The sequence below is a fragment of the Streptomyces sp. NPDC040718 genome (genome assembly GCF_055593565.1).
Map to the genome: position 1 here is coordinate 52,274 of NZ_JBVIXO010000006.1, position 24,809 is coordinate 77,082.

The window sequence follows — 24,809 nt, forward strand, 5'->3', positions numbered from 1 at the left end:
CTCCGACGCAGAGATCGCCGAAGCCCCTTTCACGGCCTTGGCGTAGGAACTCCCAACGTCCCAGGTCAGCAGGCACCTCTTCTCGTTCCGTCGTCCACAGGCTGACTACTGCGCGGTGGATCCAGGGTTCAGGCCCCCACCCGGCCGGTGTCGTACGCCCACATCGCGATCTCGACCCTGTTTCGGGCGCCGATTTTGGTCAGCAGGCTGGCGACGTGGGTTTTGGCGGTCGTCAAGCCGATGAATAGCTCGGCGGCGATCTCGGCGTTCGTGCGGCCACGGGCGACCAGCGTCAGCACCTCCTCCTCGCGTTCGGTGAGCGGCTCGATCGGTTGGGTCCGTCGGCCCGACGGTTCCCTGGCGGCGAGGGTGGCCAGCAGCCGCCGGGTGACGTTCGGCGCGATCAGGGCGTCGCCGACGGCGGCGGCATGGACGGCCTGGACGAGCAGCGCCGGCCCGGCGTCCTTGAGCAGAAAGCCTCGGGCGCCGGCCCGGAGCGCGCCCTGGACGTACTCGTCGAGGTCGAACGTCGTGATCACCACCACCGCGATCGGGTCCGGGACGCCCCGCCCTGCGAGGAGCTTGGTCACCTCGATGCCGTCGAGCCCGGGCATCTGGATGTCGACCAGGCACACGTCGGGGCGGAGCCGATGCGCCAGCTCGACGGCGGCGTGGCCGTCGGCGGCCTGGCCGACGACCTCGATGTCGGGCTGCGCGTCAAGGATCATCGACAGGCCGGTGCGCACCAGATCTTGGTCGTCGGCCACCAGCACGCGTACCGTCATCGGCGTACCTTCGTCGGCATTTCGGCGTCGACCGTCCACCCGCCCTCGGGCGCTGGCCCGGCACGCAGCGTGCCGCCGAGCAGCTGCACGCGCTCGGTCATCCCCAGCAGCCCGAAGCCGTGGTTCACCGACCGTGCCGGGTCGATCTGTCCGTCGTCGGTCACGCGTAGTCGCAGCCTTCCCGCGCCCTCTACGACCCGGATCTCCACTCGCGAGGCGTTGCGGGCGTGCCGCAGGGCGTTGGTCAGCGCTTCTTGCGCCAGCCGGTAGACCGCCGCGTCGACCTGGGGCGGAAGTTCGTCCATGTCATCTGGCAACTCTACGTCGACGACCGGGACCGGGGCGCGTCGGGTGAGGGACACCAGGTCGGCAACGCCGGGCTGGGGGGCGCACTCCGCCGGCGCTCCGTCGCGCAGCACCCGGACCATCGCCCGCATCTCCGCGAGCGTCCGCGACGCTTCGCCTTCGATGACCACCAGCGCCTCGAGCGCCGCTTCAGGTCGCTGCCCGGCCATCGCCCGCCCTGCCTGCGCCTGCACAGCGATCGCCGAGACGTGGTGGGCGACGATGTCGTGCAGCTCGCGCGCGAGGCCGACCCGCTCCTGGCTGCGGGTCTGTTCCAACGCCCGGCGCCAGCTCTCGGCGCGGTAGCGGAACGCCGCTCCGTCCGCCGCCGCCGCGGCCAGGACGGCGAACCCGCCGATGACGTTGGCCGGCCCGGTGTAGTCGGCGACCGTACCGATTCCCGCAGCGACCGCCACCACCGCCAGCCCGATCACGATCTCGCGCCCTGAGCCCCAGCGGACCAGCGCGTAGACGAGCACCAGGAAGTAGATCATCGTGTCGAGGCCCACGCTCGGGGCCCCGCCCAGCAGGCTCGCCAGTCCCAACGCCATCGCGGTGCCGAAGGCCACCACGACACAGGCCAACGGGTGGGTACGCCGCCACAGCAGCACCGGCGCAAGTCCGACCGCCACGATCGTCGCAAACGGCCGCCAGGCGACGTCGTCCCGGAGGACTCCTTCCAGTAGCCCCGTCACCATCAACACGCCGACCAGCACCCAGTCGTGCGCAACCCGTTCGGGAGCGTCCTTGGCACGGGGCTCGGCCCACAGCGAGCTCAGGGCGTTGGTGGTCACACACCCAGCCTAGGGACCGCCGAGGCGTCAGGGACCGACCGAAAGAACGAGACGCCGATCCTCCCAACGGCCGAGGCGGGTCCGGCCTCGACGCCGACGTGCCCGCCGCCGGGCTCAGCGATCGTGGGCCTACCAGTCCTCACCACAACAAGGGAGCCTTCGATGGGAACGCGTCAACCCACCACGACCGCACTGGAAAACCAGCGGATCCCGGTGAGAGCCAAGCTCGCCGCAGCGTGGACAAGCTTCATGTTCCTGTACGTCTACGTGGACATTCTCGCCTTCTTCAAGCCCGGCGTCATCGATGACATCGAGGTCGGCATCGTCTGGGAGTTCAACATCAGCCAGACGTTGTTTACCGCCTTCCTTGTGCTCATGGCGATCCCGATCCTCATGGTCGTGCTGTCGATGACGCTGCCCGCCCGGGCGAACCGCATCACGAACCTCATCGTGGCCTCCGTACAGGTCCCCTTCGCGGCATTCAACGCGCTGGGCGATTCCTGGACGTACTTCTACGGCCTCGGCGTCGCACTGGAAGTGATCGTTCTCGCCCTCATCCTGCGGTACGCCTGGACCTGGCCCCGCACCACACCGTCGGCGACCACGGCGACCAGCCCGGACCGTGAAACCCTTCGCTCCCAGCAGCAAGCGTGAACCCAAGAGCAGTCCCCGTCCTGTTCGGAGCCATCTGCCTCGGTGCCGCGGTGGGGGCTGCCTGGCGGTGGGACACCAACTACCACCAGGTCGTCGCGTAGGGGCCTTCCCAAGGCCCCTACCGGCAGGTCGGGTTTCGGATGCGCACACAGGCTCACCGCATCGTCTCGTGCCGTGAGGCAGCGGGTCCAGCTGTCATTGGCGTATCCGGCCCATCGGGTGGCGGTGTCGGGGCAAAGGCCGAAGAGGTCGGTGACGACGAGGGGCGGAAGGCCGGTGACCGCTTCGATCATTACGGTGTTGCGGGCGGCGCCGACGGGCAGTCCGTGCGGGCGCATCAGGTTGCCGCCGCCGAGGGGCTGCGGGACCTACACCTTCCTGTACCTGTACCTGTACCTGTACCTGTACCTGTACCTGTACCGGGCCCGGAGCTTCCGCCCTGCTCTGCTCAGCCCCCGCGCCTCACCGCCGACTTGAGCCCCCTCGCTCGCCGGCCTCGGCCCCGAGCAGCAGGCGGCCCTGGCCGAACGGTTCCCCTCCTTCGGGGCACCCTGCCGGAACTCCTCGCAGCGCCGGTTCCCCGCACCGGGCCCGCACGCACCGCTACTTGGAGCGGCGTCCTCCGTACGAGGCGACCAGGGCGTCGGCAACGGCGTCCGCGTCCGCGTCGGCCACGTCGGCCGGGTACTCCGGCAGGAGGTCGTCCCAGACGGGCAGCCACGACCCGAACAACTGGGCCTGGCCGTCGGGCCGGGCGAAGAACCACACGTGCAGGTGCGCGGCTCCGTCCCCGATCCGGTAGACGTGGGCCCGCGCGATGTGCGGAAGTGCCTGCACGTGGCGGACGACATGGGTGGTGAGCACGCCCAGCTCGGCGGCCAGTTCGTCCGGCAGATCGGCCATGTCGTAGTGGTCGCGCGGGAACAGCATCAGTACCAGGGGCACACCGACGCCGGATATCCGTGTCAGCCGCCAGCGGTCGTCGAGCCAGATGCCCTCGTCGCGGGAACGGCACTCGTCGCAGTCCGCCGGATCCTCACCGTGCCGTGGCGGCTCGGGCAGCACGGGCGGGCGAAGCACGGACACGCGCAGCCCTTCCGCCTCGAAGGGACTGACGTCCCATCCGGTCATCCTCGCCAGCGGAAGCCGAAGCTCCTCATCCGCAGCTGTACGGGCGTGCTCGAAAAACTCATCGGGTCGCAAAGCCATGATCGTAAGACTAGGGGAGGCCCGGCTGATCAGACCCTGACGGCTGCCGCCCGACCCGTAGGGTCCCGCCCCCTATCGGGCCGGGACCCTACGGAGGGCCCAGGGCGGTCACCCGAGCCGCGACCGCCCGACGCGCTCCACGCGCTGGACCCGGTCCTTGGCGACCATCCGGAACCGGAGTTGCCGACGTCCACCCGGACCCGGCAGGCCGCCGCCTCGGAGTCCGTCCAGGACGCCGAGGCGTTCACGGCCGAGGCCGCGGCGCAGCTGCGGGCCGCGGCCACCAGCAGTGAGCAGCTGGCGAAGGAACTGGCGGCCTCGGCTGAGAGAGCATGTTCCACATCAAAGGCCGGTAGCCGCAGTTCACCCCTTTCGAAGATGTACTTCGCCTTCCGCCCCCGGCCGATGGCCGGGGGCGGAAGGCGAAGTGGGTGGATGCTGCATGGTAGGACCGGTGGGTGGACGGTTCGGAGGCGGACGAACCGGAGCGCGGGCCGCGGCCTGGTCACAACCGCGTGGAACTGGTCGGCGGGCCCGCTGGATGGGCTGCTGCTCGATGTGACGGGCTGGCCCGCGCAAGAGGTCGTGGACGGGGCGCTGCTGATGTCGGATCACGGCGCGTTCGGGCCGGGCGGCCGGTCCGACTACGAGCCGGCCGGAGCGGGCCCGGCGACGTCGGCCGGTTCGTGTGGCGGGGCGACGTCCCGTAGCCGCAACCGGCCTTCAACGCCCGCCCCGGGCCCGGCTGAGCTTGTTCTTTGCCTTCCGGCCTCGAACGACGTCTCGAACTGGATCCCTCACCTGAGGAATCGACAGACGTGGGGGCGGCCTTCGTCTGATCATGGGCTCCGACCAAGGTGCACGTGACCACGACGAAGGCCGTGAGAGTGAGTCTGCTGCCTGAAGCTGTCCGGAGGGAAGCGTTCGCGGAAGCGTCACGCTTCCGGGGCGAGTTCTACGAGTGTCTGACCGCCCGGCGCGACGAGTTGTTCGTGAGACGGGGCGCATCCCGCCCGTCGACTACGAAGCCAACTACTACCGGCAAACCACGAAACCCCATCTCACAGCCACCAACTGAGATCTCCAAGGAACCCGGAGCGGTTCATCCAGCGATTCGCCCGGCACCTGGAACGCGACCTCGACGCCGTTACCGCCGATCTCACACAGCCGTGGAACTCCGGAGTCGTCGAAGGCCACGTCAACCGGATCATTCTGTGGAATCCGGACTGTCAAGTGGCTCCGACCTCGTGCTGCTTGATTATGTGCTGGCCGCTTGGGCTGAAGGACGGGAGACTCGGGTGCTGTGGACATGGGGATCTCTGGTTTCAAGCCGTCCTTCCTGGTCGGGATCGAGGCGGTTCGGCAGGCGCATGGGTCGCGCCTGGCGGCGCTCGCTGGTAGGCGGCTGACGGGGTTCGCCCTGGTGCGCTTCGCTGAGGATGGAGACTGGTTTGCCGACTGTCCGGTCGTGCTGGACTTCAACGGCATCCAGGTGGAGGTCTGCCACTGGAAGCTCGACGAACTCTCGATCGGCTGGGACACGATCGACACCGAGGCGACCATCACCGGGTGGGAGTGGTTCGAGCTGACGCCCCAGTGGTCTCATGGTGATGAGCGCCTCGAACCGTTCGTCGGCCAGGAGCTGTGCGAGGTCAGGCTTCTCGAGTGGCGGCCGACAGAACATGACCTGGCAGCTGGGACGGTGGCGGTGGAGTTCGTCTTCGGTGGGGGTTGCCTGCGGATCGCCAACGGACTCGACGAGAACCGCATCGAGATCGGTGCGGCCCAGCCGGACTACATCCGTCACAGGCTGGGCCGCTGATCGTGACTACTGGGTCGGCTTCTGGTTGATCTCGATGACGGGCAGAAGGGTGGCCTGCGCTGGGATACCGATCTGCCGTGGGGTCGGCCCGGCCGGCGTGGGGACGTCGGAAAGTCGGCTGAGCAACTGGTCGAGGGTGGCTTGCCCGTCGTCCACCGCGGCGCGTTCGTCGTACGTCAGCGGAATTGCCGCGAGCGTCCTCTGCAGGTTCTCCATGGCCTCCAGGAGTTGACCCTTGCTGGACGCTCTGGGGGTGTAGAAGTCGCAGCGTGCGCAGGCCATGCGGTGCTGGCATTGTTCGAAGAAGGTGTAGCTGCAGTAGCCGTGTCCGAGGTCGTAGTGCTGCCAGGGCTCACCGGCCGCGGCGGCTCCGGAAGCGACGGCATCGCGGTCGACCAGGACCTCGATGGTGCGCACGTTGCGCTCGAAGTAGCCGGCTTCGGAGTAGGCCTTGGACAGGGTGTTCGGCGTGATCTTCGCGTAGTACTGCGTGGACTGCGGCGAACGGTGTCCGAGCCAGGCCTGCAGCTCGAACAAGGTCATGGGTTCTTTGGCGTTGTAGAGCTGGCTGGCGATGGTGGACCGGGCGCGGTGGCTGGTGATGTTGCCGCGGACGTCCGTGGCCGGGACTCCGGCCTTGCGGCAGAGCATCGGGATGATGGTGTTGTTGATGTAGCTGGTGGAGACGCGGCGGGCCCGGACGGCGAACAGCGGGTCGACCAGCTCGCCGGTGCGGCGGTCGGTGAACTTCGGCTGGTCGGGGCGGGCAGCCTGCCAGGCGTCGACGGCCTGGCCGAGGATCGGGTCAACCGGCTTGGTGAAGGCGGTGCCGGTCTTGTGAGTGGGGACGTCGAGCAGGCAGACCGCGTCGCGGGCCAGGGCCTGCTGCGAGTCGCCGGCAATCGGTGTCCCGTCGTGCTGCCAGCGGATGCAGCCCACTTTCAGCCGGGCAATCTCGTTGCTGCGTTGTCCGGAGAAGAGCCAGGTCAGCATAACCGCGCGGACCAGCTCGAAGGGGTAGAAGTGCCCGGAGCGGGTCTGGGGCAGGTCGGCGGGCTCGAGGTTCAGGCCGGCCCACAGCAGTTTCGCCCACACCTCGTCGGCGATCACCCTGGGGTCGGGTCCGAGGAGGGCGGTGATGCTGCGGGGGATGGCCAACGCGCGCTGGGGATCGAAGCGGCGGGGCAGCCACTCCCATTCCTGGCAGTCCCGGAAGAACGTCCGCAGCGCGGTGATCTGCCCGGCTTTGCTGGGCGCTTCCAGCGGCTTGCCGAGACGGTCGCCCAGCCCGATCGTGCGCTGGACGTAGTCGCCGACCTTCATCCGGTCCAGCGCGGCGATACACGAAGCGCAGGTCTGCCGGGTCCAGTCGGCCGGGTCGGCGGCGTCGGGCTGTTCGGCGGCGATCCACCGGCCGACCTTGAGCAGGTTCGAGCGGACGCCGCCGCGAACGCGCGGGGTCAGCGTCGAGGTGGCGTGCCAGCGGTCGGCCCACTGTTCCCAGATCGGCGCGCCGCCGCTGGCCCGGGCCGAGTGGCGGCCGGTGCCGGGACGTGGAGGATCGCAGAACCCGAGCTCGGCGACCGCCCGCTGCATCGCGTGCAGGGTGTTCAGCCGGCTGCCCTCCAGCAGCCCGTCGTGGCGGACCCGGTCGAACAGTGCGGTGTCCAGGTCTTCGAGGTGTGGGCTGCGGTTGAGCAGGAACAGCTGGCAGGCCACCATCGGCAGCAGGGTGTCCTCGTCCCGGCCGAGCCGGTAGCCCCAGGCGCCCAGGACCTCGCGAAGTGGTGCAATCTCGCCGTTGACGCGGTCGCGTCCGAAGATCCGCCAGGCCAGGGTGAGGCGCTGGAAGCTGCCGAGTCGGTGGAACTCGTTGAAGGAACCGAGCAGGTAGGCGTGCGCCGCGAGATAGGGGCGGACCTCGTCGCCGGCCCAGGCGGGCGCGTGCTGGCGGAACTCGGCCTGGGTGCGGCCGAGCAGGTGGAACCATTCCTCCTCGGTCCAGCCCCAGAAGGTCCTGCCGGTCTCCGCGCACCGCGTCAGCAGTACCGCGACCACGTCGAGCATGGCCCGTCGGCGATGCGGGGTGGGCGGGGAGTCCAGTGCGACGTTGACCGCCTCCAGCGGAGCCAGCAGCCGCGCGATCACGCGCCAGCCGGGCGCGGACGGGTCGTGGTACTGCAGTCGCCGCAGGTTGCGCAGGCCCAGGTCGGCCACGGCCCTGGCTTCGGCGGGTCGCACTGCCACCGAGGTGTTGTCGCGGGGCCGGGTGATCGGCCAGGACCAGCGTCCGGCCCCGTCCTCGGCGGCGATGGCCGGCAGCGGTGCGGTCACCGCGACACCTCCGCCTTCGTACCGTCCGCGGACGTGAGCATCCGTATTCGCCAGGCATGGATGTGCTCCATGCCGCGGGCCAGCTTGTCGGCCAGGTCCCGGCCAGACAGGTGGATGTACTGGAGCGTGGAATCGGTGTTGCGGTGGCCGGCGAAGGTGGCGATGGCGTGCAACTCCCAGCCCATCCGGGCCAGATCGGTCAGACACAGGTGCCGGGTGGTGTGGGTCGAGAACCGTGGGACACCGGCCGCCAGGGCGAGCCGGCGGACCACCTTCGATCAGGTCCACAGGGTCAGCGGCTGTCCGTGGTTGCGCCGGGACTCCGACAGGAACAGCGGCCCCCTGGCCCGGCTGATCGTGGCCCGGTGGGCGAGGTAGGCCGACATCAGCACGCCGGTCGACGCCGAGTACGGCACCACCCGCTCCAGCCGGTTCTTCGTCGTCTCGGCCCGCACCCTCAGCGTTCGGTGGGCCGGATCAAGGTCGTCCCGCAGCGAGCACAGCTCCTCGCGCCGCAGCGCGGAATCGTAGGCCAGGGCCAGCATCACCCGGTTGTGGACCGGCTCCTCCCGCGCGACCTGCATTATCTCCAGCCACTGCTGTTCGCTGGGGATCCATGGCAGCTTCGTGAGCCGCGGCACCAGTCCGCGCTGCTGGCCGCCTTGCTGGCGCCCAGTGTTGCGGCCCCGGCCCACCGGGTTGGACTCGCGAGACCTCCTCCATGAGGAAGTCGTAGAACAGGCGGACCGGCACCAGACGCTGTTGGATCGTGGCGTTCGCCAGCCCTGACCCAGAGTCGATCGCCACCACGTTCGCACCTCGACGGTGCGGCCGTGAGGTCAACTCCCTCACGTGGAGGGCGATGTCGGGGCGATTTACGGTGATCGGGTCAACACCCTCCCGCCCGCACATCAGCAGGTACTCCGCCAGCCCACGCGCGTAGGCGTCGATCGTCTTCGGTGCCCGCCCCAGACCGGTCCAGATCTCCAGCCACACCGCCGCCTGCTCGTGCCGGCCCAGCACCGGCCACTTCTCCCTCAGCACCGTCGTGCCGCTCAAGCCATCTCCCAAGTCCGTGGTTGCACCGGGGAGACATGATCACCCCGGCAGATTCCACGTAACTTTTGAGATGCTGAAACGCCAGATGTTCGGCCGAGCAGGCTTCGAACTCGTCCGCAAGCGCGTTCTGCTCTACTCCTGAACTTGCCGTTCAGCCTTCAGCGTCCGGCGAAGGTGAGTCGTTTTCGACGGCGAGGGTGACCTGGGCGGTCCATGACCAAGGTTCCCGGGGCGGCTCCCAGCTCACCTCCGCCTCGGTGTCGTGGAAGTCGCGCGCGAGTTCCGTCACCATCACCGCCGCCGCAGCCCGCGCGTCTTGCGGGTCGGTGTTTATCGGCACGTCCAGCCGGCCGCAGAGATTTCCGCTCTCAGTGAGGACACTGGTGCGCCATCCCTCCAGCGTCGCAAGCAGGAAGATCCCCTTCGGAATGCCCCAGGCGGGCCGCGTCTTCTTCTCCTTCTTGCGTCTCACCATGCCGCCTATCCAACATCGTCGAGTTCATGGTGATGGTTCTGGGTGGAGGATCAACCGTCGCAGCACGGGTTTGTGGCGGCCTTGCGTGGCAAGCCGAACCTTCAGGGCAGCTCGTCGATGAGTCCGACGCCCTCCGGGAACTCCTCCAGGAACTCACGGCGAGCGGGGTTGGTCTCGGCAGCGTGCTGACCACGTGGGCGACGCCCTCCATGACCTTGACCGCATCGTCCTGATCCATCTGCTCGTCTTCGCTGCCATCGATGAACCACAGGGCATCGACCAAGGCCTCGGCCAAGGCTCGAGTCAAGGACGGGTACGAAGACGTCACGACGGTCTCCCAGCAGATCAACGGCAGAGTCCGGCCATCCCACCACACACCGCTGACATCACGATCCGTGAGCCTCCACGGAAAATGGACCAGAGGCTGAGAAGGGAGAGCGAATGTTGATGGGGCCTGGCATCGGTTCTTGATCGAGATGTCCGGAAATGTTGATGAGAAGTGGGTTCTGGCACAGATCTTGGGGAGCTGTCGCAGAGCGTCACCTGGTTGTTCGATTGCGAAGGGGTGGGTTCGCGTGAGACCGCGTACGCCTTGCCGTACAGCGAGCAGAATTGACGCTCCCTCAGGTGTCGGCCAGCCGCTGCTGCGGGCGGCCCTGGACGGTGATGGTGCTGGTCATGCAGACCGATGCACCGTTCTGGGACTCGCTGGTGTTCGCCGGGATCGACGATGTGGACGTCGAGGCGGTGAGGGCCGCGTTCGGCACGGTCGAGGTGGTGGCGAGAGGCCGCTCGACCGGCTCTGCCTGTCCGGACTGTGGCCGCTTCTCCGACCGGGTCCACGACCGCTACCAGCGCAGGCTGAAGGATCTACCGCTCGCTGAGCAGGGCTTTACGATCCGGCTGACGGTCCGGCGCTTCATCTGCGGGTCGGCGGACTGTCCGCGTCGGACGTTCGCCGAGCCGTTCTCCCGGCTGGCCGCCCCGCACGCACGGTTCACCACGCGGCTCAACCACGCCCTGGAGCGAGTGGGGCTCGTGCTGGCCGGGCGGGCCGGGGCTCGGCTGGCTGCCCAACTGGGCTTCGGTGCGGGACGGATGACCTTGCTACGCAGGGTCATGGCATTGCCTGATCCACAGTTCAGCACGCCGCGTGTGCTGGGCGTGGATGACTTCGCGATCCGCCGCGGTCAGACCTACTCCACCGTCTTGACCAGCGTCGAAGACCATCGCGTGGTCGATGTGCTCCCGACCCGTGAAGCCGGGCCACTGGCCGCCTGGCTGATCCGCCACCCCGGCGTGGAGATCATCTGCCGGGACCGGGCGGGTGCCTACGCCGAGGGTGCCCGGCGCGGTGCCCCCGACGCTCTGCAGGTCGCCGACCGGTTCCACCTGTGGCAGAGCCTCGGACGAGCCGTGGAAACCTGCGTCGCCACCCATCGCGACTGCCTACGCAACCCATCGCCCAGCAGCCTGTTGCCGGAGGCGCCTCTGGGTTCCAGTCGGCCGCAGGACGACTTGGGGCCCGCCGGCAGGCGGGCCGAACGGAAGAAGGCAGCACACGCCCTGGTCCACGAGCTCCTCGCTCAAGGTCACTCACGCCGGGCGATTGCCCGGCACCTAGTGGTGCCCCGCGTTAGTTCGTGGAGGGTGCAGGGGATGGTCAGGCGGGGGTGTCGACGTAGAGGGCGAAGCCCCAGGTGTGGAGTGCGCCGGTGAAGCGGATGCGGCACAGGGGTAGTTCTTCCCCGTCCTTCAGCTCGGCTGCCACGTAGGCAAATCCGGCGCGGAAGCGGACGTCGATCCGGGCCAGTTGCGGCCAGCGTGCCTGGGCGTAGGTGTTCAGACGCTGGTGCAGGTGGTGCTGCATCGATTCCGGGGGGTTCTTCGGCACGGGCCCATCCTGCCGGGTGTGACACCCGTCCGCCATGATCGTCTGCCGTGCAGGGTGCAGGACGAGCGGGGACGGCGGTCGCGGTGGTGCTCGATCGGGAGGCCCGCGAGCGGCTGATACGGACGGTCTGTTCGTCGAAGTCCCAGGTGCGGGCGGTGCTGCGGGCCCGGATCGTGCTCGCAGCGGCGGACGGGCGGGCCAACGGCGCGATAGCCCGGGAGCTGACGGTCAGCGTGAACACGGTGCGCAAGTGGCGGGGCCGGTTCGCCGCCCGCGGCCCGGACGGGCTGCGGGACGTCGGGCGGTCGGGACGGCCGAGGATCTACGGGCCCGACGTGCGAGTGGCCATCGTGGCCACGGCCACCAGCGCACCGCCGCATCCCGAGGCGACCTGGTCGCACCGGACCATCGCCGCGCAGGTTGCGGGGACCTGCTTCGCGCCGGTCTCAGCTTCGCAGGTCGGGCGGATCCTGGCGGATTTGGACCTGAAGCCGCACAAGGTCCGCGGCTGGCTCACCCGCCGCGACACCCCCGACTTCTGGGAACGCGCGGCGGACGTGTGCGCCCTCTACCTCAACCCGCCCGAGGGTGCGGTGGTCCTGTCGATCGACGAGAAGACCGCGATCGCCGCCCGCTCGCGCCGGTATCCCGGGCGCCCCACCGCCCCCGGCGCGTTCGCTCGCCAGGAGTTCGAGTACCGCCGCCACGGCACCGCTTCCCTGGTTGCCGCCTTGGACGTGACCAGCGGCGAAGTACTCACCGAGGTGATCACCCGCAACGACGCGGTTACCTTCACCGCGTTCCTGGACCAGCTGAACCGGGCCATCGCCCCCGACAAGGAGATTCACGTCGTGCTCGACAACGGCTCCTCCCACACCGCCAGACACACGAAAGCATGGCTGGCCGCGCACCCGCGCTGGCACGTCCACTGGACCCCACCGCACGCCTCCTGGCTCAACTAGGCCGAGCTGTTCTTCTCCGCCCTGACCCGCCGGGTCCTGCGGCACGGCGACTTCGCCAGCCGCGACGACCTGATCGATAAGCTGGAGGCATACACGATCGGGCACAACGAGACAGCCAAGCCATACCGCTGGACCTACGAAGGCACCCCACTCAGGACCGCTTGATCAACGACTTCTCGGCGCAGGACTAGCATGTCGCCGTGCCGAATGATGATCTGACAATCCGCCCCGCCTGCGTGTCGGACGGTCCCGCGTTGAACGCGCTCGATCGGGCCGGCTGGTCCTGGCTGAGCGACGTCATGCCGCAGCGGGCCGAGGACGCATCGATGTTCGACGAGCGGCACGGGGTAGAGCCCTTCCTGATAGCCGAGCTCGCCGGCCGGGTGATCGGCTACATCCGTCAGGTCCCGCCGACCCCGCTCGCCAGTAACCAGCACGTTCGGCAGATCCAGGGTCTGCAGGTGTCCCCCGACGTCCGCGGTCGCGGGGTCGGGCAGGCCCTGGTCGAGGCCGCCTGCATGGCCGCCCGTACCCAGGGCGCCCGCCGGATGTCGCTGCGCGTACTCGGGCATAACATCCCGGCGCGGCGGCTGTACGAACGGTGCGGGTTCCAGGTCGAGGGCGTGCTGCCGGAGGAATTCCTGCTGGACGGCGCGTACGTGGATGACGTCCTGATGGGCCTTCGGCTGGACGACTGACCTCTCCAGCCCTGGCACCAGCCCAGCTCTACTCAGATCGCGCTGGGCGCAACCACATATGGACGCCCCTCCACGAACTTCTGCGGAGCAGCACTAGGCTGGGGCCTCAACACCGTGCTCCGGTACGCGAACGCCGCATGCTGGCAGGACACCATCCGCGACAACCGGCCCCGGCCCAGCAGGCTGGACCCCTACAAGCCCTACCTGGAACGACGTTTCGCCGAGGGATGCACCAGCGTCACCCACCTCCACAGCGAACTCGTTGCCGACAACGCACCCGGCACCTACCAGATGGTCCGCGCCCACATCGCCACCCTCCGCGGGGCTCCGGCCGGCGCGCCGCCCCGGCCTCCGACGGTGCGCCAGGTGACCGGCTGGCTCACCCGCCACCCCATCGCGCTGAGCGAGGACAACCGCGCGGGCCTGAAGGATGTCCTGACACGCTGCCCCGAACTGGACACAGCCGCCGGGCATGTCCGCGACTTCGGCGAGATACTCAGCGATCGTCAAGGTGCCAGGCTCCCCGCCTGGATCGAAGCAGTCGACGCCAGCCAACTACCTGGCCTCACGCGATTCGCACTCCATCTGCTCCGGGACCTCGATGCCGTGACGGCGGGGCTCACCCTGTATTGGAGCTCCGGCAGCATCGAGGGGGCCGTGAACCGCATCAAGAAGATCAAGCGGCGGCTCTACGGTCGAGCCGGATTCGAACTGCTCCGCAAAATGATTCTGCTGCAGTAGCGCCTCTCTGTGGCTTCTCCGTGTCGCTGGTCGGTGCTCACGCGGCAGCTACATCAGGCTTTGGCGCCGGGCATGCCGCTGGTGACGACGATCGTGGCCACGTCGCCGGTCTTGGTGCGGCCCAGCCAGACGACGCCGCCCGATTCGGCCATGAACATCACCAGATCGGCTTGTTGCGACTCGTCGCGTACCCGCTCGCACCATCCCGGCAGCCGTTCGGTTTCGCGCGGCACCGGGCTGCCGTCCTTAAATGCGCGAAACGGTGCGGACAAGGTCGTCCACGCACCTGCGTCGGCGAAGCAGCCGACATTCGCGTCGGAGTAAAACTGGGGTTCCTTGCCTGGCTGAAGCCTGTCGATGTCGTCGCCGACCCCCAGGCCTATCTCCCACACGATCACAGGGTCGTCGCTGATACACAGGCGCGTCGCGGCACACTCAACGCCATCGAAGTACTCGCCGAAGAACTCGTACGAGCCCGCCGTCCACGCGATTTCCACCCGGTAGACGCCCGGGGGAATCCTCACCGCCAGCTCCCGCGGGGGCCTCGTCGGCAACCCTCGCTCGTATCTCGAGACGTCGTCGTCGTCGAACGGAGCATCAACGACAAGACGGCCGCTAGGTATGCGCATGGTGGTCACCTCCTCGATCCCTGTCACAACGATGGGCGTTGTCGAATCGTCGTGCACCGTCCCCAGGTGAGCGCCGGGCGTGAAAGCCGTCTCCAGGTACCAGGCGGCCTCAGGGCCAGCTGCCAGCCGCGCGTCCCCGACCCACTTCATGTCTCACCCCTTCTCGCCGCCCGGCCGGGCGGTCAACCAAAACGTACGTGGGCCCGCTGACATCGGCACTTCGCGCATCGTTCCCGAGGTGAGGATGCCCGACCGATCAACCTGCTGCGCAGCTAGACCAATGGGACAGCGCGGTGGTAAGCCTGGGGAGCTGAGCAGCTCTGAGGCCATGTGAGGACGGGGTGGGGAGATTCAGATCTCTCCATCACGAGCCACATTTTCCGAGCTCGCGAGCCCCCTGCAATCGAACGAAACCGTCACGATCCGTGATCGCTCCCCAAGATCTGTGCCAGAACCGAGAAGTGGCAGCACCCTAGAGGGCTCGGCCCTGGCGTGGCCGGCACCGATGGCCATAATTCGGCTGTGGACCTGAGACCGGAGTTGATGCCCCCGCCCGTAAGTCGGCAGCGGCTGGATGAGTTGTGCGCCGAGGTGGAGCGGATCGCTGACCTGCTGGATGCTCGCCCCGAGGCGGCGGGCGAGGCGATCGCGGCCTTCAACGCGACGACCGGTCACGACTACGAGGCTCTGGCCTTCGCGGAGTACGACGGCAGCAGGAGTCTGGAGGGGTTCGCGAGGGAGGCGGCCAGGCCCGCTCGCCCCTTGATTGCGGACATCACCCGGGACGAGCTTGTCGAGATCGTTCGCAGACTCCTGAAGGCCGACCCGGAGAGCGACTACTATCTGCGGCTCCTGGTGGCGAACGTGTCGAATCCCCGGGTGAGCGACCTGGTATTCCATCCCGCGAACGCCCTCAAGGATGCGTCTGCGGAGCAGATCGTCGACGAGGTTATGAAGTACCGCCCGATCGCGCTCTGACCTTGCCGTTTAACCTCGCCGCGAGATGAGTCGGGCGAGCGACTCTGTGGGCCAGCAGAGCCATGCGAGAAGAGGGCTGGTGACTACGAACCAGTGGACACTGATTCGGCCCTGCTGCTTGTCCAGGATCGGTGGGACGCCCTCCCTGTGGACGTAGCGGAGGTATCGGCGTCGGACCGGAGCTCCGGCAATCAGCAGCACTGGTGAGGCGACAAGGATGGCCAAGGGGGCCAGGGCTCTCGTGACGGTGAGCTTCGCCTTCTCCTCGTATCGCATGTGCTCAGTGTGCTGGTGCTCGATGTCGATTGTCAGCCTCTCGTCCGGGACTTGGTAGCGACGTAGTGGTGTGCGGGTCGAGTGCAGGACTCGCCAGTAGCGAGGACTCGTCCGACGCCGTAGCAGGTGGCGGGCTGCCTGTTCCTGGGTCCGAGTGGTCGGCCGGGCCTGGGCCGAGTGGGTTTCGGTGCACGGGCTGATGCCCCTGCTGGTGCTGTCAAGGGCGGTGAGCTCGTCGCCCCAGGCCCAGAAGGTCTCGCGCTGCTCGCGCGGGGCGTCCTGCGCGGGCCAGGATCGTGTGGGCGCGGGGGGGGCGCCCCAGTCCTGGGCGGCGGCGATGGATTCGGTGACGGAGCGGACGATGTCCTAAACCTCGGGAAGGCTCCGCCCCTCCATCGACAGCGGGTTCCAGGAGACGACCGGCTGGTCCGGATCGGCCTTGGCGAGGTTGATCTCCCAGTGCCGGTCGACGGTCTGTGGGTGCGCAAGGTTGGGCCTGGCCCGGGCCCAGCCCTCGCCGTGAGGGTCGAGGAACCAGCACCCGTAGCCGGAGTGGGCCATCCCGATGCACTGCACGAGGGCCTTCGGTCTTGCCGTGGTCAGCCGTGCCTCGCTGGAGGCCGAAGAGCAGGTCCTCGACCCGGGCGGCGGCGATCCGTTCGCGGCCGTCGGGGTAGACGACGACCCCGAGAGGGACCAAGTCGCGCTACCCGGTGTAGACGGGAAGGTCGGCCGGGGCCGGCGGGACCAGGCCGCCGGAGCGGACCATGCTGGACGCGGCGCACTGCACTGTCGGCGGGAGCCAGCCGGTCACCTCGGGCACGGTCAGCCATTGCCGGCGATGCGGTGCGAACTCGCCGGGGGCGAAGCGGCGCCCGAACCGGCCGATCGACCAGCGGCGGGGCGGGCTTTGAGGTAGTTCCCCCGAGGTCATCGACAGCGCCGCGATCAGCTGGTGCATCCGGGCCAGGGCCAGCTGCGGGTGGGCGGTCTCGGTGCGCAGCAGGATCTGCACGGCGAGCACTGCGCCTGCGCTGGGTTCGAGCTTGCCGACGCCGTCGCGCAGGTCGGTCTGCCGCGGGATCCGCTCGGAGCGGTTGGAGGCGCCGGCTCCGCCGGACCAGGCCCCGCTCGGAGACAGGGATCAGGTCGAAGACGGCCTCGTCCTTCTCCCCGTCCTAGGTGCGGACCGAGGCCAGGGCCTGAGCCAGCTGCGGGAGCGGGTCTGGGCTCAGGCCGAGGGAAGCACGGGCCTTGTCGTCAGGCAGGCCCAGGACGAGCTCGGCGCGCTGCACGTAGCGGGGTGCCCTGGGCCGGGGGGTGGGTGCCCGGCGCCGGCTTGGTGCGGGAGATGGCGGCGGTCACGGCGTACTTCGCCTTCGCCGGGGTCAAAGGTGGCGGCAGGGATCACCTCGACCTGGGCCCGGTGGGCGAGCGCCTCCCGGACGAGGGCCGCTCGGCGGATCGTCCACCAGAGCCACACCGCCGCCCCGAGAACGCCGAGGGCGGTCTGGTAGGCGGCGCTCGCGTGCACAGCGGCCTGGAGCTGAGCGAGGAGTTCATGAGTCGGCAGGGTCGGGAGGCTCATGTCGGCCAGCCGGTGGTCGGTCGGGGCGGGGCTGTGTGCTGCACGGTGCCTCCAGCTTGGGGGACAAGCCCCTTCACCTGGACCAAGTACGAACGGAGGGCCAGATCAACAGCCAGCTAAGATTCTTTGCGATCTATTTGCTTTCTTGGGCGAAGGAGGCCTGCCTGCCGGTCTCTGCGTCTAGGATCACGCCATGTCGACGGCGGACAGGCTGATTCGGGCAATGGAACAGGTTGAGCGTGACGGCGCAGACGAGGTCTGCCGCAGGTGCGAGCAGTGGACTCCCGGTCTGGGCCGTAGCGGGGAGTGTCGGCCGTGCTCTCGGATGCGGGCGGCGTTCGCGAAGTACGGGCTCTCCATCTCCCAGTACAACGCCATCTGGCGTGCACAGGGCTTCCGGTGTGCCTTGTGCGAAAGCAACGAGGCCACGTGTGACGGTGGCATTCCGCACGTGGAGCCGCGTCCGTGGCAGATCGACCACGACCACAATTGCTGTGGGTTGACGCGCTCCGGCAAGCGCTGTTGCGTTCGAGGGATCCTGTGCCTGTCTTGCAATTTCATCGAACTGCCGGCCTACGAGCGCAGGCGGGACCGCGGCAGGGGCATTCCGAACGGTCGGATCGATGCCTACCTCGCCGACCCGCCGGCCCAGAGGTCAGAGGCTCGGGTCATCCGCGGCCGCGACGATGCCTACCTGCCGACCTCCTGGGCGTCCATTCACGACGCCCAGATGGTCAAGAACGGGCACATCGGGTGGTGGCCTGGCGGCTGAGGGCCCAGGTGGAGCCGCTCAGGGGCGGGATGGCCTGCGTACGGACTTCCGCGGTGTCGCGAACTGTCCCGAAGGCGGTGCCGCTGTCCTGGATGGAAGCCACCAGCAAGGTCCGGGATCTCCGCCGCGCGGCTGGAGGTTGACTGTGCTCCGGCCACCGGGACGGGCGGAGCCCAGGGGGCGGATCGCCAGGCCAGCCTGCCGTCGCCCTGGCGCGCGAAGATGGTGTAGCCGTTGGACGCGGCCTGCATGAACGCCACGTTCTTCGACCGCGGTACGACCGTCACCGGCAGCATGTTGACGGACTCCGGTACCCACGAGATGATCTCGTCCCACCCCTTTGAGGCGTCGGATGAGGCGGGCACGCTCACCTTTTTCAGCGCTGGGGCGGCGGGGGAGCTTCCGGTCCAACGCAGCGGCTTGTTCTCCGCGCTGTCGGTACCGCCGGAGCAGCCTGTGGCCAGTAAGGCCAGCAGAACTGCCCCGGTCATTACGTGTGCCGTGCGCATCTGTTCGTCCTGCTCGGGGCTGCGGTGGATCTTCGCCAGGTCAGGTCAGTAGCAAGGTGCTACGGGATGTCATCCGAGCGTTTTCAGCCGACGATGCGCCGCACCGCAAGGATGGGGCAGCGTTCGGCTTGTTTGACGACGCTGACGGGCTGTCCGGTGCGGGGTGCGTGCACGACGTACCCGTAGCCGATCGCCATGGCCACGTGCTCGGGTGCTGCCCGCCGATCCTCGGGTGAAGAGCAGGTCTCCGGGGGCGTGCCCGTCGTAGATCTGGGTGTAGGTGGAGCATTGGGTGAGGGAGGAGCAGTCGCACCGTTCGGAGGCGTTGAGGCCGTGGGGGTTGGTGCAGGTGCCGCCCCACCGGTACATCGTGCCGAGCGGCGACGGTTTCATTCTCGCGGCTGCCGGGAGCGGACGCCCGTGAGGCCGCTGACCTCCCCGGCCTTGGGCTCATCCCCGCGAGTGCGATGAACAGGCGGCCACAACGCCCCGGTCCGGGAAATCGATTAGGGCATCCCCATGAATACCGGAAGTAGCCCTACACCCGCACGCACTTCTGGGATGGGTCGTCCCTCGCATGCGGGATGCCGGGTGGAATCGGGTTCGAGGGCGGGGAGGTCCTCTTGGCGGGCATGGGGAGCAGCCGGCCGGTGCCTCCTGGGCGGGGTGGCAGAGCGGGCCGGCGGGCCGACATCGGCCAGCTGCTCCTGTGACCGGCCCTTACACGAAGCACCCGCCTCGCCTTTGCAGGAGGTGTACCCGATCCCGAGTTCGAGGGGCGCGCCTCGGCAGCCGGGCCAGGGCCCCGGCCGGGGCGCTGCGTGCGGGGCCGGCTGCGCGGATGATGCGTGCCCGCGAGGCGTTCGGGCATCTGTTCCGCCTCCCAGGTGCGGCCCAGTCGCTCCAGCACCGCAGCGACCGGTTCCGGGGACGCGCCGCCCGGGCGCACGCTGCGGCGGGCCGTCGGTTCACGTCGGGGCGGTCGCTGGGGATGCGGACGGGCCCCTCGCGCGGCCCCGTGAGGGACGCGCGAGGGGCCCGATGGCCCCCATGTGGTCAGGCGGTCACGGGGTCACCTTCAGCAGCTTGTTGGCCGTGCCGGTGGAGGGGTTCTTGATCGCCCCCTCGGTCGCCTTTCCGGTCAGCCCGGCGGCCGTCTCGGCGGGCGTCGCCGAGGGGTGGCCGCCCAGGTAGACGGCCGCGGCGCCCGTGACGTGCGGGGTGGCCATCGACGTACCGGAGATGGTCCTGGTGCCGGTGTCGCTGTCGTTCCAGGCCGAGGTGATCTCGGAGCCCGGGGCGTACAGGTCCACCACCGAGCCGAAGTTCGAGAAGTCCGACTGCTGGTCGCCGTCCGTGCTGGAGGCCACCGTCACGGCCTCGGGGACCCGGGCGGGAGAGCCCTGTCCGGCGTCGCGGGACTCGTTGCCGGCGGCCACCGCGAAGGTGATGCCCGAGGCGATGGCCCGCTTGACCGCCGCGTCCAGCGCCTCGTCCGCGCCTCCGCCGAGGCTCATGTTCGCCACGGACGGGCCGGAGTGGTGCTCCGTCACCCAGTCGATGCCCGCCACGACCTGCTCCGTGGTGCCGGAGCCGATGTCGTCGAGTACGCGAACGGCGACGATCTTGGCTTTCTTGGCGACCCCGTGCGCCGTGCCGGCGACGGTGCCCGCCACGTGGGTGCCGTGCCCGTTGCCGTCGTCGGCGGTGTCGTCCTTGTCCACGGCGTCGAAGCCGTGGGTGGCGCGGCCGCCGAAGTCCTTGTGCGTGATCCTGACGCCGGTGTCGATGACGTACGCGGTCACTCCCTCGCCGCCGTTGTCCGGGTAGGTGTACTTCTTGTCCCCGGCCGTCGCGGTCTGGTCGATGCGGTCGAGACCCCAGGACGGGGGGTTCTGCTGGGTCTCGTTGATGGTGAAGCGCTTGTTCTGCACGACCGTGCCGACGGCGGGGTCGGCGGCGAGCTGCTTGGCCTCCTTCTCGGTGAGTCCGGAGGCGGAGAAACCGTTGACGGAGGAGCCGTACGAGCGCTCCAGCCGGCCTCCGTACTTCTTCGCCAGGTCCTCCTTGTTCGCGGATGTGTCGAGTATGACGACGAAGCTGCCGTCCACCGCGCCCGGTGCGCCGAGTCCGTACACGGTGCCCTCGGCGGGGGTGGCCGCCCCGGCGAGTGGAACCGCGAACACGGTGGTGACCACTGCGGCCGCTGCTCCCGTCGCGATCGATGCGGAGCGAAGTCGGCGCGGGCGCTTGTGAGTTGCCATGAAAGGAGTTCTCCTCCGGTTGACGTGTGGGGCGTCAGGCCTTCCGAGCAACCCTGTTCCGGTTGACAGGAGCAAATCAACAACGACCCCCCGTCCGGGGCCATTTCCGCAAGGTTTCTTGCGGAGGCCCCCGCACCGCCTTCACGTCGCCCACAGCGGATCCCGAACCCCTGCACGATTCCGTCACGTTCGGGGACCGGGCGGTACCTTCCGGATTCCGGACGTCGGGCGGCAGTGGCGCATGGCCGGTTGCGCGGGGCCGGAGGCGGGTGGGCAGCGGGGCCTGCCTGGGGGGCGCGACGGCTTCCTCGGCGAGCTCCAGGCCGTGGCGGCCGCCGGTCGCGGTGCCGAGGACCCGCAGGGCGCGTCCCACCGTGCGCGGGGTGTTCCGGATGCGGGCCAGCCGCAGCCACAGTGCCGTCGCAGTCACAGAGGTGGCATCAGTCATCTGACCGCACCGTTGCCGGTAGCCACACCGCTCCCGGACCAGAGTGGGATGCGCCGCGCTTTCCGAGAGGAGTGGTGTCCGGCCTCGGCCCGTCTTCCTGCCCCGGGCCGGCGGCGACCCCGAATTCGTCCTCGCCGGCGTTCCGCTGGTGGGCGCCTCCGGCGAGCTCCCGGGCGTCCCGGCGGTGGTGGGCCACCCGACCCGGGACCGGAACGCCGAGGAGGTACGGGAGCTCTCGGGCGCGCGGATCCGGATGCGGGTGCGGGCCCGGTCCCAGCTGCTGGCCCAGCGCGCGGGCCGTACGCGAGAGACGCCTGATCGTGGTCGACGACCGGTCCGCGATCAGCTCCGACCACGACTCCCCATGGCCTGAGTCGCCGGCCGCGGAGCGCCGAACGCCGCGCGGGCCCGGGGGGGTGCTTGAGTGGAGTCGGCCAGCCCCGAAACCGGAGGAGAACCGATGAACACCGAAGGCCGTCCTGAGGACGAGGCCCGGAACATGCGCGCGAAGGCCGAGGAACTCGAACTCGAGGCGCAGCGGTCCACCGACCCCGACGAACGCCGGCGACTGAACGAGAAGGCCCTGCACATCCGGGAGAAGCTCGAAGACCTCCACGGACCCGAGAGCGCCACCATGGACCCGATGTAACCCCGCGCGGCACGGGCACACGCCCTGTATGAGATGCGAGCGGATGGCCTTCGACGGCTGGATCGCCGGGGTGGGCACGGGCTCCGGCGTGCGCATCGTCGTCGGGTGCTGGCTCCGCTCGCCGTTCGGAGCGTTCGACGACGTGATGCTGGAACGGGCCGACGGGCACCGTGTCCTGTACGCCCCCACCCCGCGCACGGCGGAGTGCATCGCCGGCGTCTACCACTTCGACGAGGTCCGGACCGGACCGGTGGCCGTCCACGCCGAGGGCACCGCGTGGCAGGTCTCGGCGGGGCCGCTGGCCCTGCGCTTCGACGTCGGCCGACGCGGCCCGCTCGGCCTGGCCCTCCGGGCCGTCCCGCCCCCGCTCGCCCGCCGGCCGGTCTGGGCCGCCCTCACCACCCTGCCCGCCCGCGCACTGGCCGGCGTACGCACCCGCGGCAGCTCACGCCCCGGCTGCCGGCAGTGGTACGCGGCCCGCGACCTGCTCCCGATCACCGCGGCCGTCGCCTCCCTGGGAGGGACCGACCTCGGTCCGCTCGCCCCGGTCGTACCGCCCGTCCGGTTCGGTTTCGCGTCGGCCCCCGCCGCGCCGTCCCTGGTGCGGGTCGTCTCGACCATCCGGCGCGGGAAGGGTTCGTGAGCGGGCCGGAAATCACGCGACCGCCCGCGGCGGGCGGTGCGAGACTCGGCCGCATGGAGATCAACGACCCCAAGGCCGACCTGCACCGCTACCTCCAGGCCGCCCGCGACGCCGTCGTCTGGAAACTGGACGGGCTGTCCGAGTACGACGTCCGCCGCCCCCTCACGCCGACGGGCACCAACCTGCTCGGCCTCGTCAAGCACCTCGCCGGCGTCGAGTTCGGCTACTTCGGCCCGGTCTTCGGACGCCCGCACGGCGAACACCTCCCCTGGCACGAGGACGACGCCGAGCCCAACGCGGACATGTGGGCCGCCCTGGACGAGTCACGCGGGGACGTCCTCGGCCTGTACCGCCGCGCGTGGGCACACGCCGACGCGACGATCGGGGCACTCCCGCTCGATGCGACGGGCCACGTCCCGTGGTGGGGTGAGGGCGGCGACGTGACCCTCCAGCGGGTCATGCTGCACATGACGGCCGAAACGAACCGGCACGCCGGCCACTGCGACATCGTCCGCGAGCTGATCGACGGCAGGGCCGGCATGCGGGAGACCAACAGCAACATGGCCGGCGGTGACGCGGCCTGGTACCAGGAGTACTGGAACAGGCTGGAGGCAACCGCCAAGAGTGCGGCTTCGAATCCGGCCTGATCAAGCAGCCGGAGGCATGGAGGACCTCCGCTACGTCACCGGTGACGACGACAGCGGCGAGGACCGCAACGGCCGTTTCGCGGTCAAGCTCTTCGCGGGCCGCCGTTACGTCCTCCGCGTCCGGATGTACTCCACGTGGGGTTCCGGGAGCGCGTCGGTCATGTACTGGTGACCGTCACCGTCGGCGGGGCCTGCTCCCCACGGGGCACGGTCCCGCCGAACGACCCCCGCCCCGGCAGGACTCGGCGAGTCTGCCGGGGCGAGGCGGACCACGGCGGTTTCCGTGCGGTCCTCGGGTCGTACGTCCTGCCCCCGGCGACCGCATAACGGCACGGGGCGTCGCGGTCGGCAGGGGCTCGGGTCAGCGGACCTCGGTGACCCGGTGCTCCTTGAGCGCGCCACAGTTGGAGTTGTACACCTGCACGTGCACGTTGCTGATGCCCCCGCCCCAGTCGACGCAGTGGCCCTTGCCGTACACGTAGGCCGGGCCCGCGTACGACGTGTACCGGCCGAAGTCCTCGCCCCGCTCCCAGGTTTCGGGGACTTCGATCCACAGGGCCATGTCCACGGCCGCGCCCGGGTTGTTGCGGATGGTCGCGACGCAGTTCTTGCCGTTGGCGGCGTTGTACGTCAGGTAGACGGTGCCCAGCGAGCCGATGGCGGCCGAGTTCACGGTCTTGTAGGCGCTTCCGCAGACCTTCTGCGGCGTCGTGTTGGGCGCGGCGGCGGCGGGCACCGCCAGCGCGGTCGTGGCCCCCAGGGCCAGGGCGGCGAAAGCGGTGGTGGCAAGGACGGAACGGGTGAACCTCATGTGTTTCCCCCTGGTCGTCGTTGGAGTTGGTCGCTCCTGCATGGTGGGACATGCAGGACGGAGAAACGGTTGCGCATCATCGGCAAAAGATGTGACCGCGCCGCTTCACCACCCCGTTCGCCGGCCGCCGGCCGACGGACGGCCGGGGAACGTGCAACGGATCCCGCCCTCGATGTGGTTCCCGCTCGCCCTGCTCTCGGCCGGGCCGTGGTCGGGGCACCAGGGCGTGGCGGTGACGCCGCCGCAGGCACGGCGTACGCACCCGCGCATACCGGCTCGTGCTCCTGCAGCGGCCGGACGAGCCGGATCTCGGGCGGGGGGCCGCTCGGAGGCGGCGGTCACCGGTTCGCATCCCGAGTACGCAGACCGGATCGTCGCGGCGGCACGCGAGTCGTTCCTCCACGGCGACGACTGGGCCTACGCCGTCGGTCTGGCCGCCATGGCCCTGGGCGCGCTGCTGGTCTTCTTGATGTTCCCGCACCGGGACGCCGAGCCGACTGCGTGACGGCCCCACCGAGGTCCCGTTGCAGGTCGGCGGTGCCCGAGGCCATGCCGGCCCGCCGCACGGGCACCGATCCGGTCAGCGAGTGGGATGCGGGTGTCCCGGCGAGGCCGGCGCCGATGCCGATGAACACGTAGGCGAGGCCGATCTGCCAGTAGCCGCTGTGCTCGCCCCAGAACAGCAGCATCCAGGCGAAGGCCAGGAAGAGGAACGCGTAACCGGTCAACAGGGTCGCGCGGGCACCGCGCGTCTCGACCAGCTTCGCGGACCGCGGTGCCACGAGCACCATCAGGACGACCAGGGGGAGGATGGAGGCTCCGG

At 69.4% G+C, this 24,809-nt stretch carries 25 protein-coding genes and 1 pseudogene; 14 read left to right on the forward strand and 12 right to left on the reverse strand.

Going from position 1 to position 24,809, the window contains the following annotated elements; all coding sequences use genetic code 11:
* Positions 1 to 128: 128 nt before the first annotated feature.
* Both ACZ597_RS17120 and ACZ597_RS17125 read right to left on the reverse strand, forming a co-directional pair.
* Positions 129 to 785 carry a response regulator gene (locus ACZ597_RS17120; protein WP_471330267.1) on the reverse strand — a complete coding sequence of 219 codons (657 nt, stop codon included), beginning with the start codon at positions 783 to 785 and terminating at the stop codon, positions 129 to 131.
* Entirely contained in the window at positions 782 to 1,924 is a 1,143-nt protein-coding gene (locus ACZ597_RS17125) for a sensor histidine kinase (protein WP_471330270.1), read from the reverse strand. The genes ACZ597_RS17120 and ACZ597_RS17125 overlap by 4 nt, the downstream gene beginning before the upstream one ends.
* 162 nt (positions 1,925 to 2,086) lie before the next feature.
* Here ACZ597_RS17125 and ACZ597_RS17130 point away from each other — a divergent pair, with 162 nt between their 5' ends.
* Positions 2,087 to 2,578, forward strand: a complete 492-nt coding sequence (locus ACZ597_RS17130; RefSeq protein WP_471330273.1) for a DUF6326 family protein — start codon at positions 2,087 to 2,089, stop codon at positions 2,576 to 2,578.
* 603 nt (positions 2,579 to 3,181) lie between these two features.
* Here ACZ597_RS17130 and ACZ597_RS17135 read toward each other — a convergent pair.
* Positions 3,182 to 3,709, reverse strand: a complete 528-nt coding sequence (locus tag ACZ597_RS17135) for a hypothetical protein (RefSeq protein ID WP_471330276.1) — start codon at positions 3,707 to 3,709, stop codon at positions 3,182 to 3,184.
* Positions 3,710 to 5,096: 1,387 nt separating this feature from the next.
* On the opposite strand from ACZ597_RS17135, the gene ACZ597_RS17140 reads away from it, so the two are divergent.
* Positions 5,097 to 5,609, forward strand: coding sequence for a hypothetical protein (locus ACZ597_RS17140; protein ID WP_471330278.1), 513 nt, complete (start codon positions 5,097 to 5,099; stop codon positions 5,607 to 5,609).
* A 6-nt stretch (positions 5,610 to 5,615) separates the two neighbouring features.
* On the opposite strand, the gene ACZ597_RS17145 is transcribed toward ACZ597_RS17140, so the two are convergent.
* From ACZ597_RS17145 to ACZ597_RS17155, 3 genes and pseudogenes are all read right to left on the reverse strand, one after another.
* On the reverse strand, positions 5,616 to 7,943 hold the full coding sequence (locus tag ACZ597_RS17145; RefSeq protein ID WP_471330281.1) for a tyrosine-type recombinase/integrase: 2,328 nt from the start codon (positions 7,941 to 7,943) through the stop codon (positions 5,616 to 5,618).
* Positions 7,940 to 8,527, reverse strand: a pseudogene (locus ACZ597_RS17150) (tyrosine-type recombinase/integrase). Before ACZ597_RS17150 ends, ACZ597_RS17145 begins: the two are co-directional and overlap by 4 nt.
* Before the next feature lie 626 nt (positions 8,528 to 9,153).
* On the reverse strand, positions 9,154 to 9,477 hold the full coding sequence (locus tag ACZ597_RS17155; RefSeq protein WP_471330284.1) for a hypothetical protein: 324 nt from the start codon (positions 9,475 to 9,477) through the stop codon (positions 9,154 to 9,156).
* A 678-nt stretch (positions 9,478 to 10,155) separates the two neighbouring features.
* On the opposite strand from ACZ597_RS17155, the gene ACZ597_RS17160 reads away from it, so the two are divergent.
* Complete coding sequence (locus ACZ597_RS17160) at positions 10,156 to 11,196, forward strand: ISL3 family transposase (protein ID WP_471330287.1); 1,041 nt, start codon at positions 10,156 to 10,158, stop codon at positions 11,194 to 11,196.
* Here the strand turns inward: ACZ597_RS17160 and ACZ597_RS17165 are convergent.
* Positions 11,141 to 11,371 (reverse strand): hypothetical protein, encoded by a 231-nt coding sequence (locus ACZ597_RS17165; RefSeq protein WP_471330290.1) that lies wholly within the window; start codon positions 11,369 to 11,371, stop codon positions 11,141 to 11,143. The genes ACZ597_RS17160 and ACZ597_RS17165 overlap by 56 nt on opposite strands.
* An 83-nt stretch (positions 11,372 to 11,454) precedes the next feature.
* On the opposite strand from ACZ597_RS17165, the gene ACZ597_RS17170 reads away from it, so the two are divergent.
* From ACZ597_RS17170 to ACZ597_RS17180, 3 genes are all read left to right on the forward strand, one after another.
* Positions 11,455 to 12,333: an IS630 family transposase gene (locus ACZ597_RS17170; protein ID WP_471330293.1), complete on the forward strand. Its 879-nt coding sequence runs from the start codon at positions 11,455 to 11,457 to the stop codon at positions 12,331 to 12,333.
* Between the two features lie 200 nt (positions 12,334 to 12,533).
* A complete protein-coding gene (locus ACZ597_RS17175; RefSeq protein ID WP_471330296.1) occupies positions 12,534 to 13,031 on the forward strand; it encodes a GNAT family N-acetyltransferase in 498 nt (165 codons plus the stop codon).
* A gap of 114 nt (positions 13,032 to 13,145) precedes the next feature.
* On the forward strand, positions 13,146 to 13,772 hold the full coding sequence (locus ACZ597_RS17180) for a transposase (protein ID WP_471330299.1): 627 nt from the start codon (positions 13,146 to 13,148) through the stop codon (positions 13,770 to 13,772).
* A 53-nt stretch (positions 13,773 to 13,825) separates the two neighbouring features.
* Here ACZ597_RS17180 and ACZ597_RS17185 read toward each other — a convergent pair whose 3' ends face one another.
* Positions 13,826 to 14,551 carry a DUF4241 domain-containing protein gene (locus tag ACZ597_RS17185; RefSeq protein ID WP_471330302.1) on the reverse strand — a complete coding sequence of 242 codons (726 nt, stop codon included), beginning with the start codon at positions 14,549 to 14,551 and terminating at the stop codon, positions 13,826 to 13,828.
* A gap of 372 nt (positions 14,552 to 14,923) precedes the next feature.
* Between ACZ597_RS17185 and ACZ597_RS17190 the strand changes: the two genes are divergently transcribed.
* Entirely contained in the window at positions 14,924 to 15,379 is a 456-nt protein-coding gene (locus ACZ597_RS17190) for a hypothetical protein (RefSeq protein WP_471330305.1), read from the forward strand.
* 642 nt (positions 15,380 to 16,021) lie between these two features.
* On the opposite strand, the gene ACZ597_RS17195 is transcribed toward ACZ597_RS17190, so the two are convergent.
* Positions 16,022 to 16,231, reverse strand: coding sequence for a hypothetical protein (locus ACZ597_RS17195; RefSeq protein ID WP_471330307.1), 210 nt, complete (start codon positions 16,229 to 16,231; stop codon positions 16,022 to 16,024).
* Positions 16,232 to 16,361: 130 nt separating this feature from the next.
* Complete coding sequence (locus ACZ597_RS17200) at positions 16,362 to 16,679, reverse strand: hypothetical protein (RefSeq protein WP_471330310.1); 318 nt, start codon at positions 16,677 to 16,679, stop codon at positions 16,362 to 16,364.
* A 757-nt stretch (positions 16,680 to 17,436) separates the two neighbouring features.
* Here ACZ597_RS17200 and ACZ597_RS17205 point away from each other — a divergent pair.
* Entirely contained in the window at positions 17,437 to 18,015 is a 579-nt protein-coding gene (locus ACZ597_RS17205; RefSeq protein ID WP_471330313.1) for an endonuclease domain-containing protein, read from the forward strand.
* A gap of 249 nt (positions 18,016 to 18,264) precedes the next feature.
* Positions 18,265 to 18,576, forward strand: coding sequence for a hypothetical protein (locus ACZ597_RS17210; protein WP_471330315.1), 312 nt, complete (start codon positions 18,265 to 18,267; stop codon positions 18,574 to 18,576).
* Between the two features lie 1,012 nt (positions 18,577 to 19,588).
* Here ACZ597_RS17210 and ACZ597_RS17215 read toward each other — a convergent pair.
* Entirely contained in the window at positions 19,589 to 20,788 is a 1,200-nt protein-coding gene (locus ACZ597_RS17215) for a S8 family peptidase (RefSeq protein WP_471330318.1), read from the reverse strand.
* A gap of 908 nt (positions 20,789 to 21,696) precedes the next feature.
* Here ACZ597_RS17215 and ACZ597_RS17220 point away from each other — a divergent pair.
* From ACZ597_RS17220 to ACZ597_RS17235, 4 genes are read left to right on the forward strand one after another with little or no spacing between them, the layout of a single operon-like run.
* Positions 21,697 to 21,885: a DUF6381 family protein gene (locus tag ACZ597_RS17220; protein WP_471330321.1), complete on the forward strand. Its 189-nt coding sequence runs from the start codon at positions 21,697 to 21,699 to the stop codon at positions 21,883 to 21,885.
* Positions 21,886 to 21,913: 28 nt separating this feature from the next.
* Complete coding sequence (locus ACZ597_RS17225; RefSeq protein ID WP_471330323.1) at positions 21,914 to 22,528, forward strand: hypothetical protein; 615 nt, start codon at positions 21,914 to 21,916, stop codon at positions 22,526 to 22,528.
* Between the two features lie 53 nt (positions 22,529 to 22,581).
* Complete coding sequence (locus ACZ597_RS17230; protein WP_471330325.1) at positions 22,582 to 23,175, forward strand: DinB family protein; 594 nt, start codon at positions 22,582 to 22,584, stop codon at positions 23,173 to 23,175.
* A 16-nt stretch (positions 23,176 to 23,191) separates the two neighbouring features.
* A complete protein-coding gene (locus ACZ597_RS17235; RefSeq protein ID WP_471330328.1) occupies positions 23,192 to 23,347 on the forward strand; it encodes a hypothetical protein in 156 nt (51 codons plus the stop codon).
* Positions 23,348 to 23,536: 189 nt separating this feature from the next.
* Here the strand turns inward: ACZ597_RS17235 and ACZ597_RS17240 are convergent, their stop codons facing one another.
* Entirely contained in the window at positions 23,537 to 23,986 is a 450-nt protein-coding gene (locus ACZ597_RS17240) for a spore-associated protein (protein WP_471330331.1), read from the reverse strand.
* Positions 23,987 to 24,137: 151 nt separating this feature from the next.
* Here ACZ597_RS17240 and ACZ597_RS17245 point away from each other — a divergent pair, with 151 nt between their 5' ends.
* Positions 24,138 to 24,491, forward strand: a complete 354-nt coding sequence (locus tag ACZ597_RS17245; protein WP_471330334.1) for a hypothetical protein — start codon at positions 24,138 to 24,140, stop codon at positions 24,489 to 24,491.
* The last annotated feature ends 318 nt before the right edge of the window (positions 24,492 to 24,809 follow it).

Coding starts and splice junctions, on each gene's coding strand:
- ACZ597_RS17120 (WP_471330267.1), bottom strand. CDS start 785: ATGACGGTACGCGTGCTGGTGGCCGACGACCAAGATCTGGTGCGCACC.
- ACZ597_RS17130 (WP_471330273.1), top strand. CDS start 2,087: ATGGGAACGCGTCAACCCACCACGACCGCACTGGAAAACCAGCGGATC.
- ACZ597_RS17135 (WP_471330276.1), bottom strand. CDS start 3,709: ATGACCGGATGGGACGTCAGTCCCTTCGAGGCGGAAGGGCTGCGCGTG.
- ACZ597_RS17140 (WP_471330278.1), top strand. CDS start 5,097: ATGGGGATCTCTGGTTTCAAGCCGTCCTTCCTGGTCGGGATCGAGGCG.
- ACZ597_RS17155 (WP_471330284.1), bottom strand. CDS start 9,477: ATGGTGAGACGCAAGAAGGAGAAGAAGACGCGGCCCGCCTGGGGCATT.
- ACZ597_RS17160 (WP_471330287.1), top strand. CDS start 10,156: ATGCAGACCGATGCACCGTTCTGGGACTCGCTGGTGTTCGCCGGGATC.
- ACZ597_RS17185 (WP_471330302.1), bottom strand. CDS start 14,551: ATGAAGTGGGTCGGGGACGCGCGGCTGGCAGCTGGCCCTGAGGCCGCC.
- ACZ597_RS17205 (WP_471330313.1), top strand. CDS start 17,437: ATGTCGACGGCGGACAGGCTGATTCGGGCAATGGAACAGGTTGAGCGT.
- ACZ597_RS17210 (WP_471330315.1), top strand. CDS start 18,265: ATGAACGCCACGTTCTTCGACCGCGGTACGACCGTCACCGGCAGCATG.
- ACZ597_RS17215 (WP_471330318.1), bottom strand. CDS start 20,788: ATGGCAACTCACAAGCGCCCGCGCCGACTTCGCTCCGCATCGATCGCG.
- ACZ597_RS17220 (WP_471330321.1), top strand. CDS start 21,697: ATGAACACCGAAGGCCGTCCTGAGGACGAGGCCCGGAACATGCGCGCG.
- ACZ597_RS17225 (WP_471330323.1), top strand. CDS start 21,914: ATGAGATGCGAGCGGATGGCCTTCGACGGCTGGATCGCCGGGGTGGGC.
- ACZ597_RS17230 (WP_471330325.1), top strand. CDS start 22,582: ATGGAGATCAACGACCCCAAGGCCGACCTGCACCGCTACCTCCAGGCC.
- ACZ597_RS17235 (WP_471330328.1), top strand. CDS start 23,192: ATGGAGGACCTCCGCTACGTCACCGGTGACGACGACAGCGGCGAGGAC.
- ACZ597_RS17240 (WP_471330331.1), bottom strand. CDS start 23,986: ATGAGGTTCACCCGTTCCGTCCTTGCCACCACCGCTTTCGCCGCCCTG.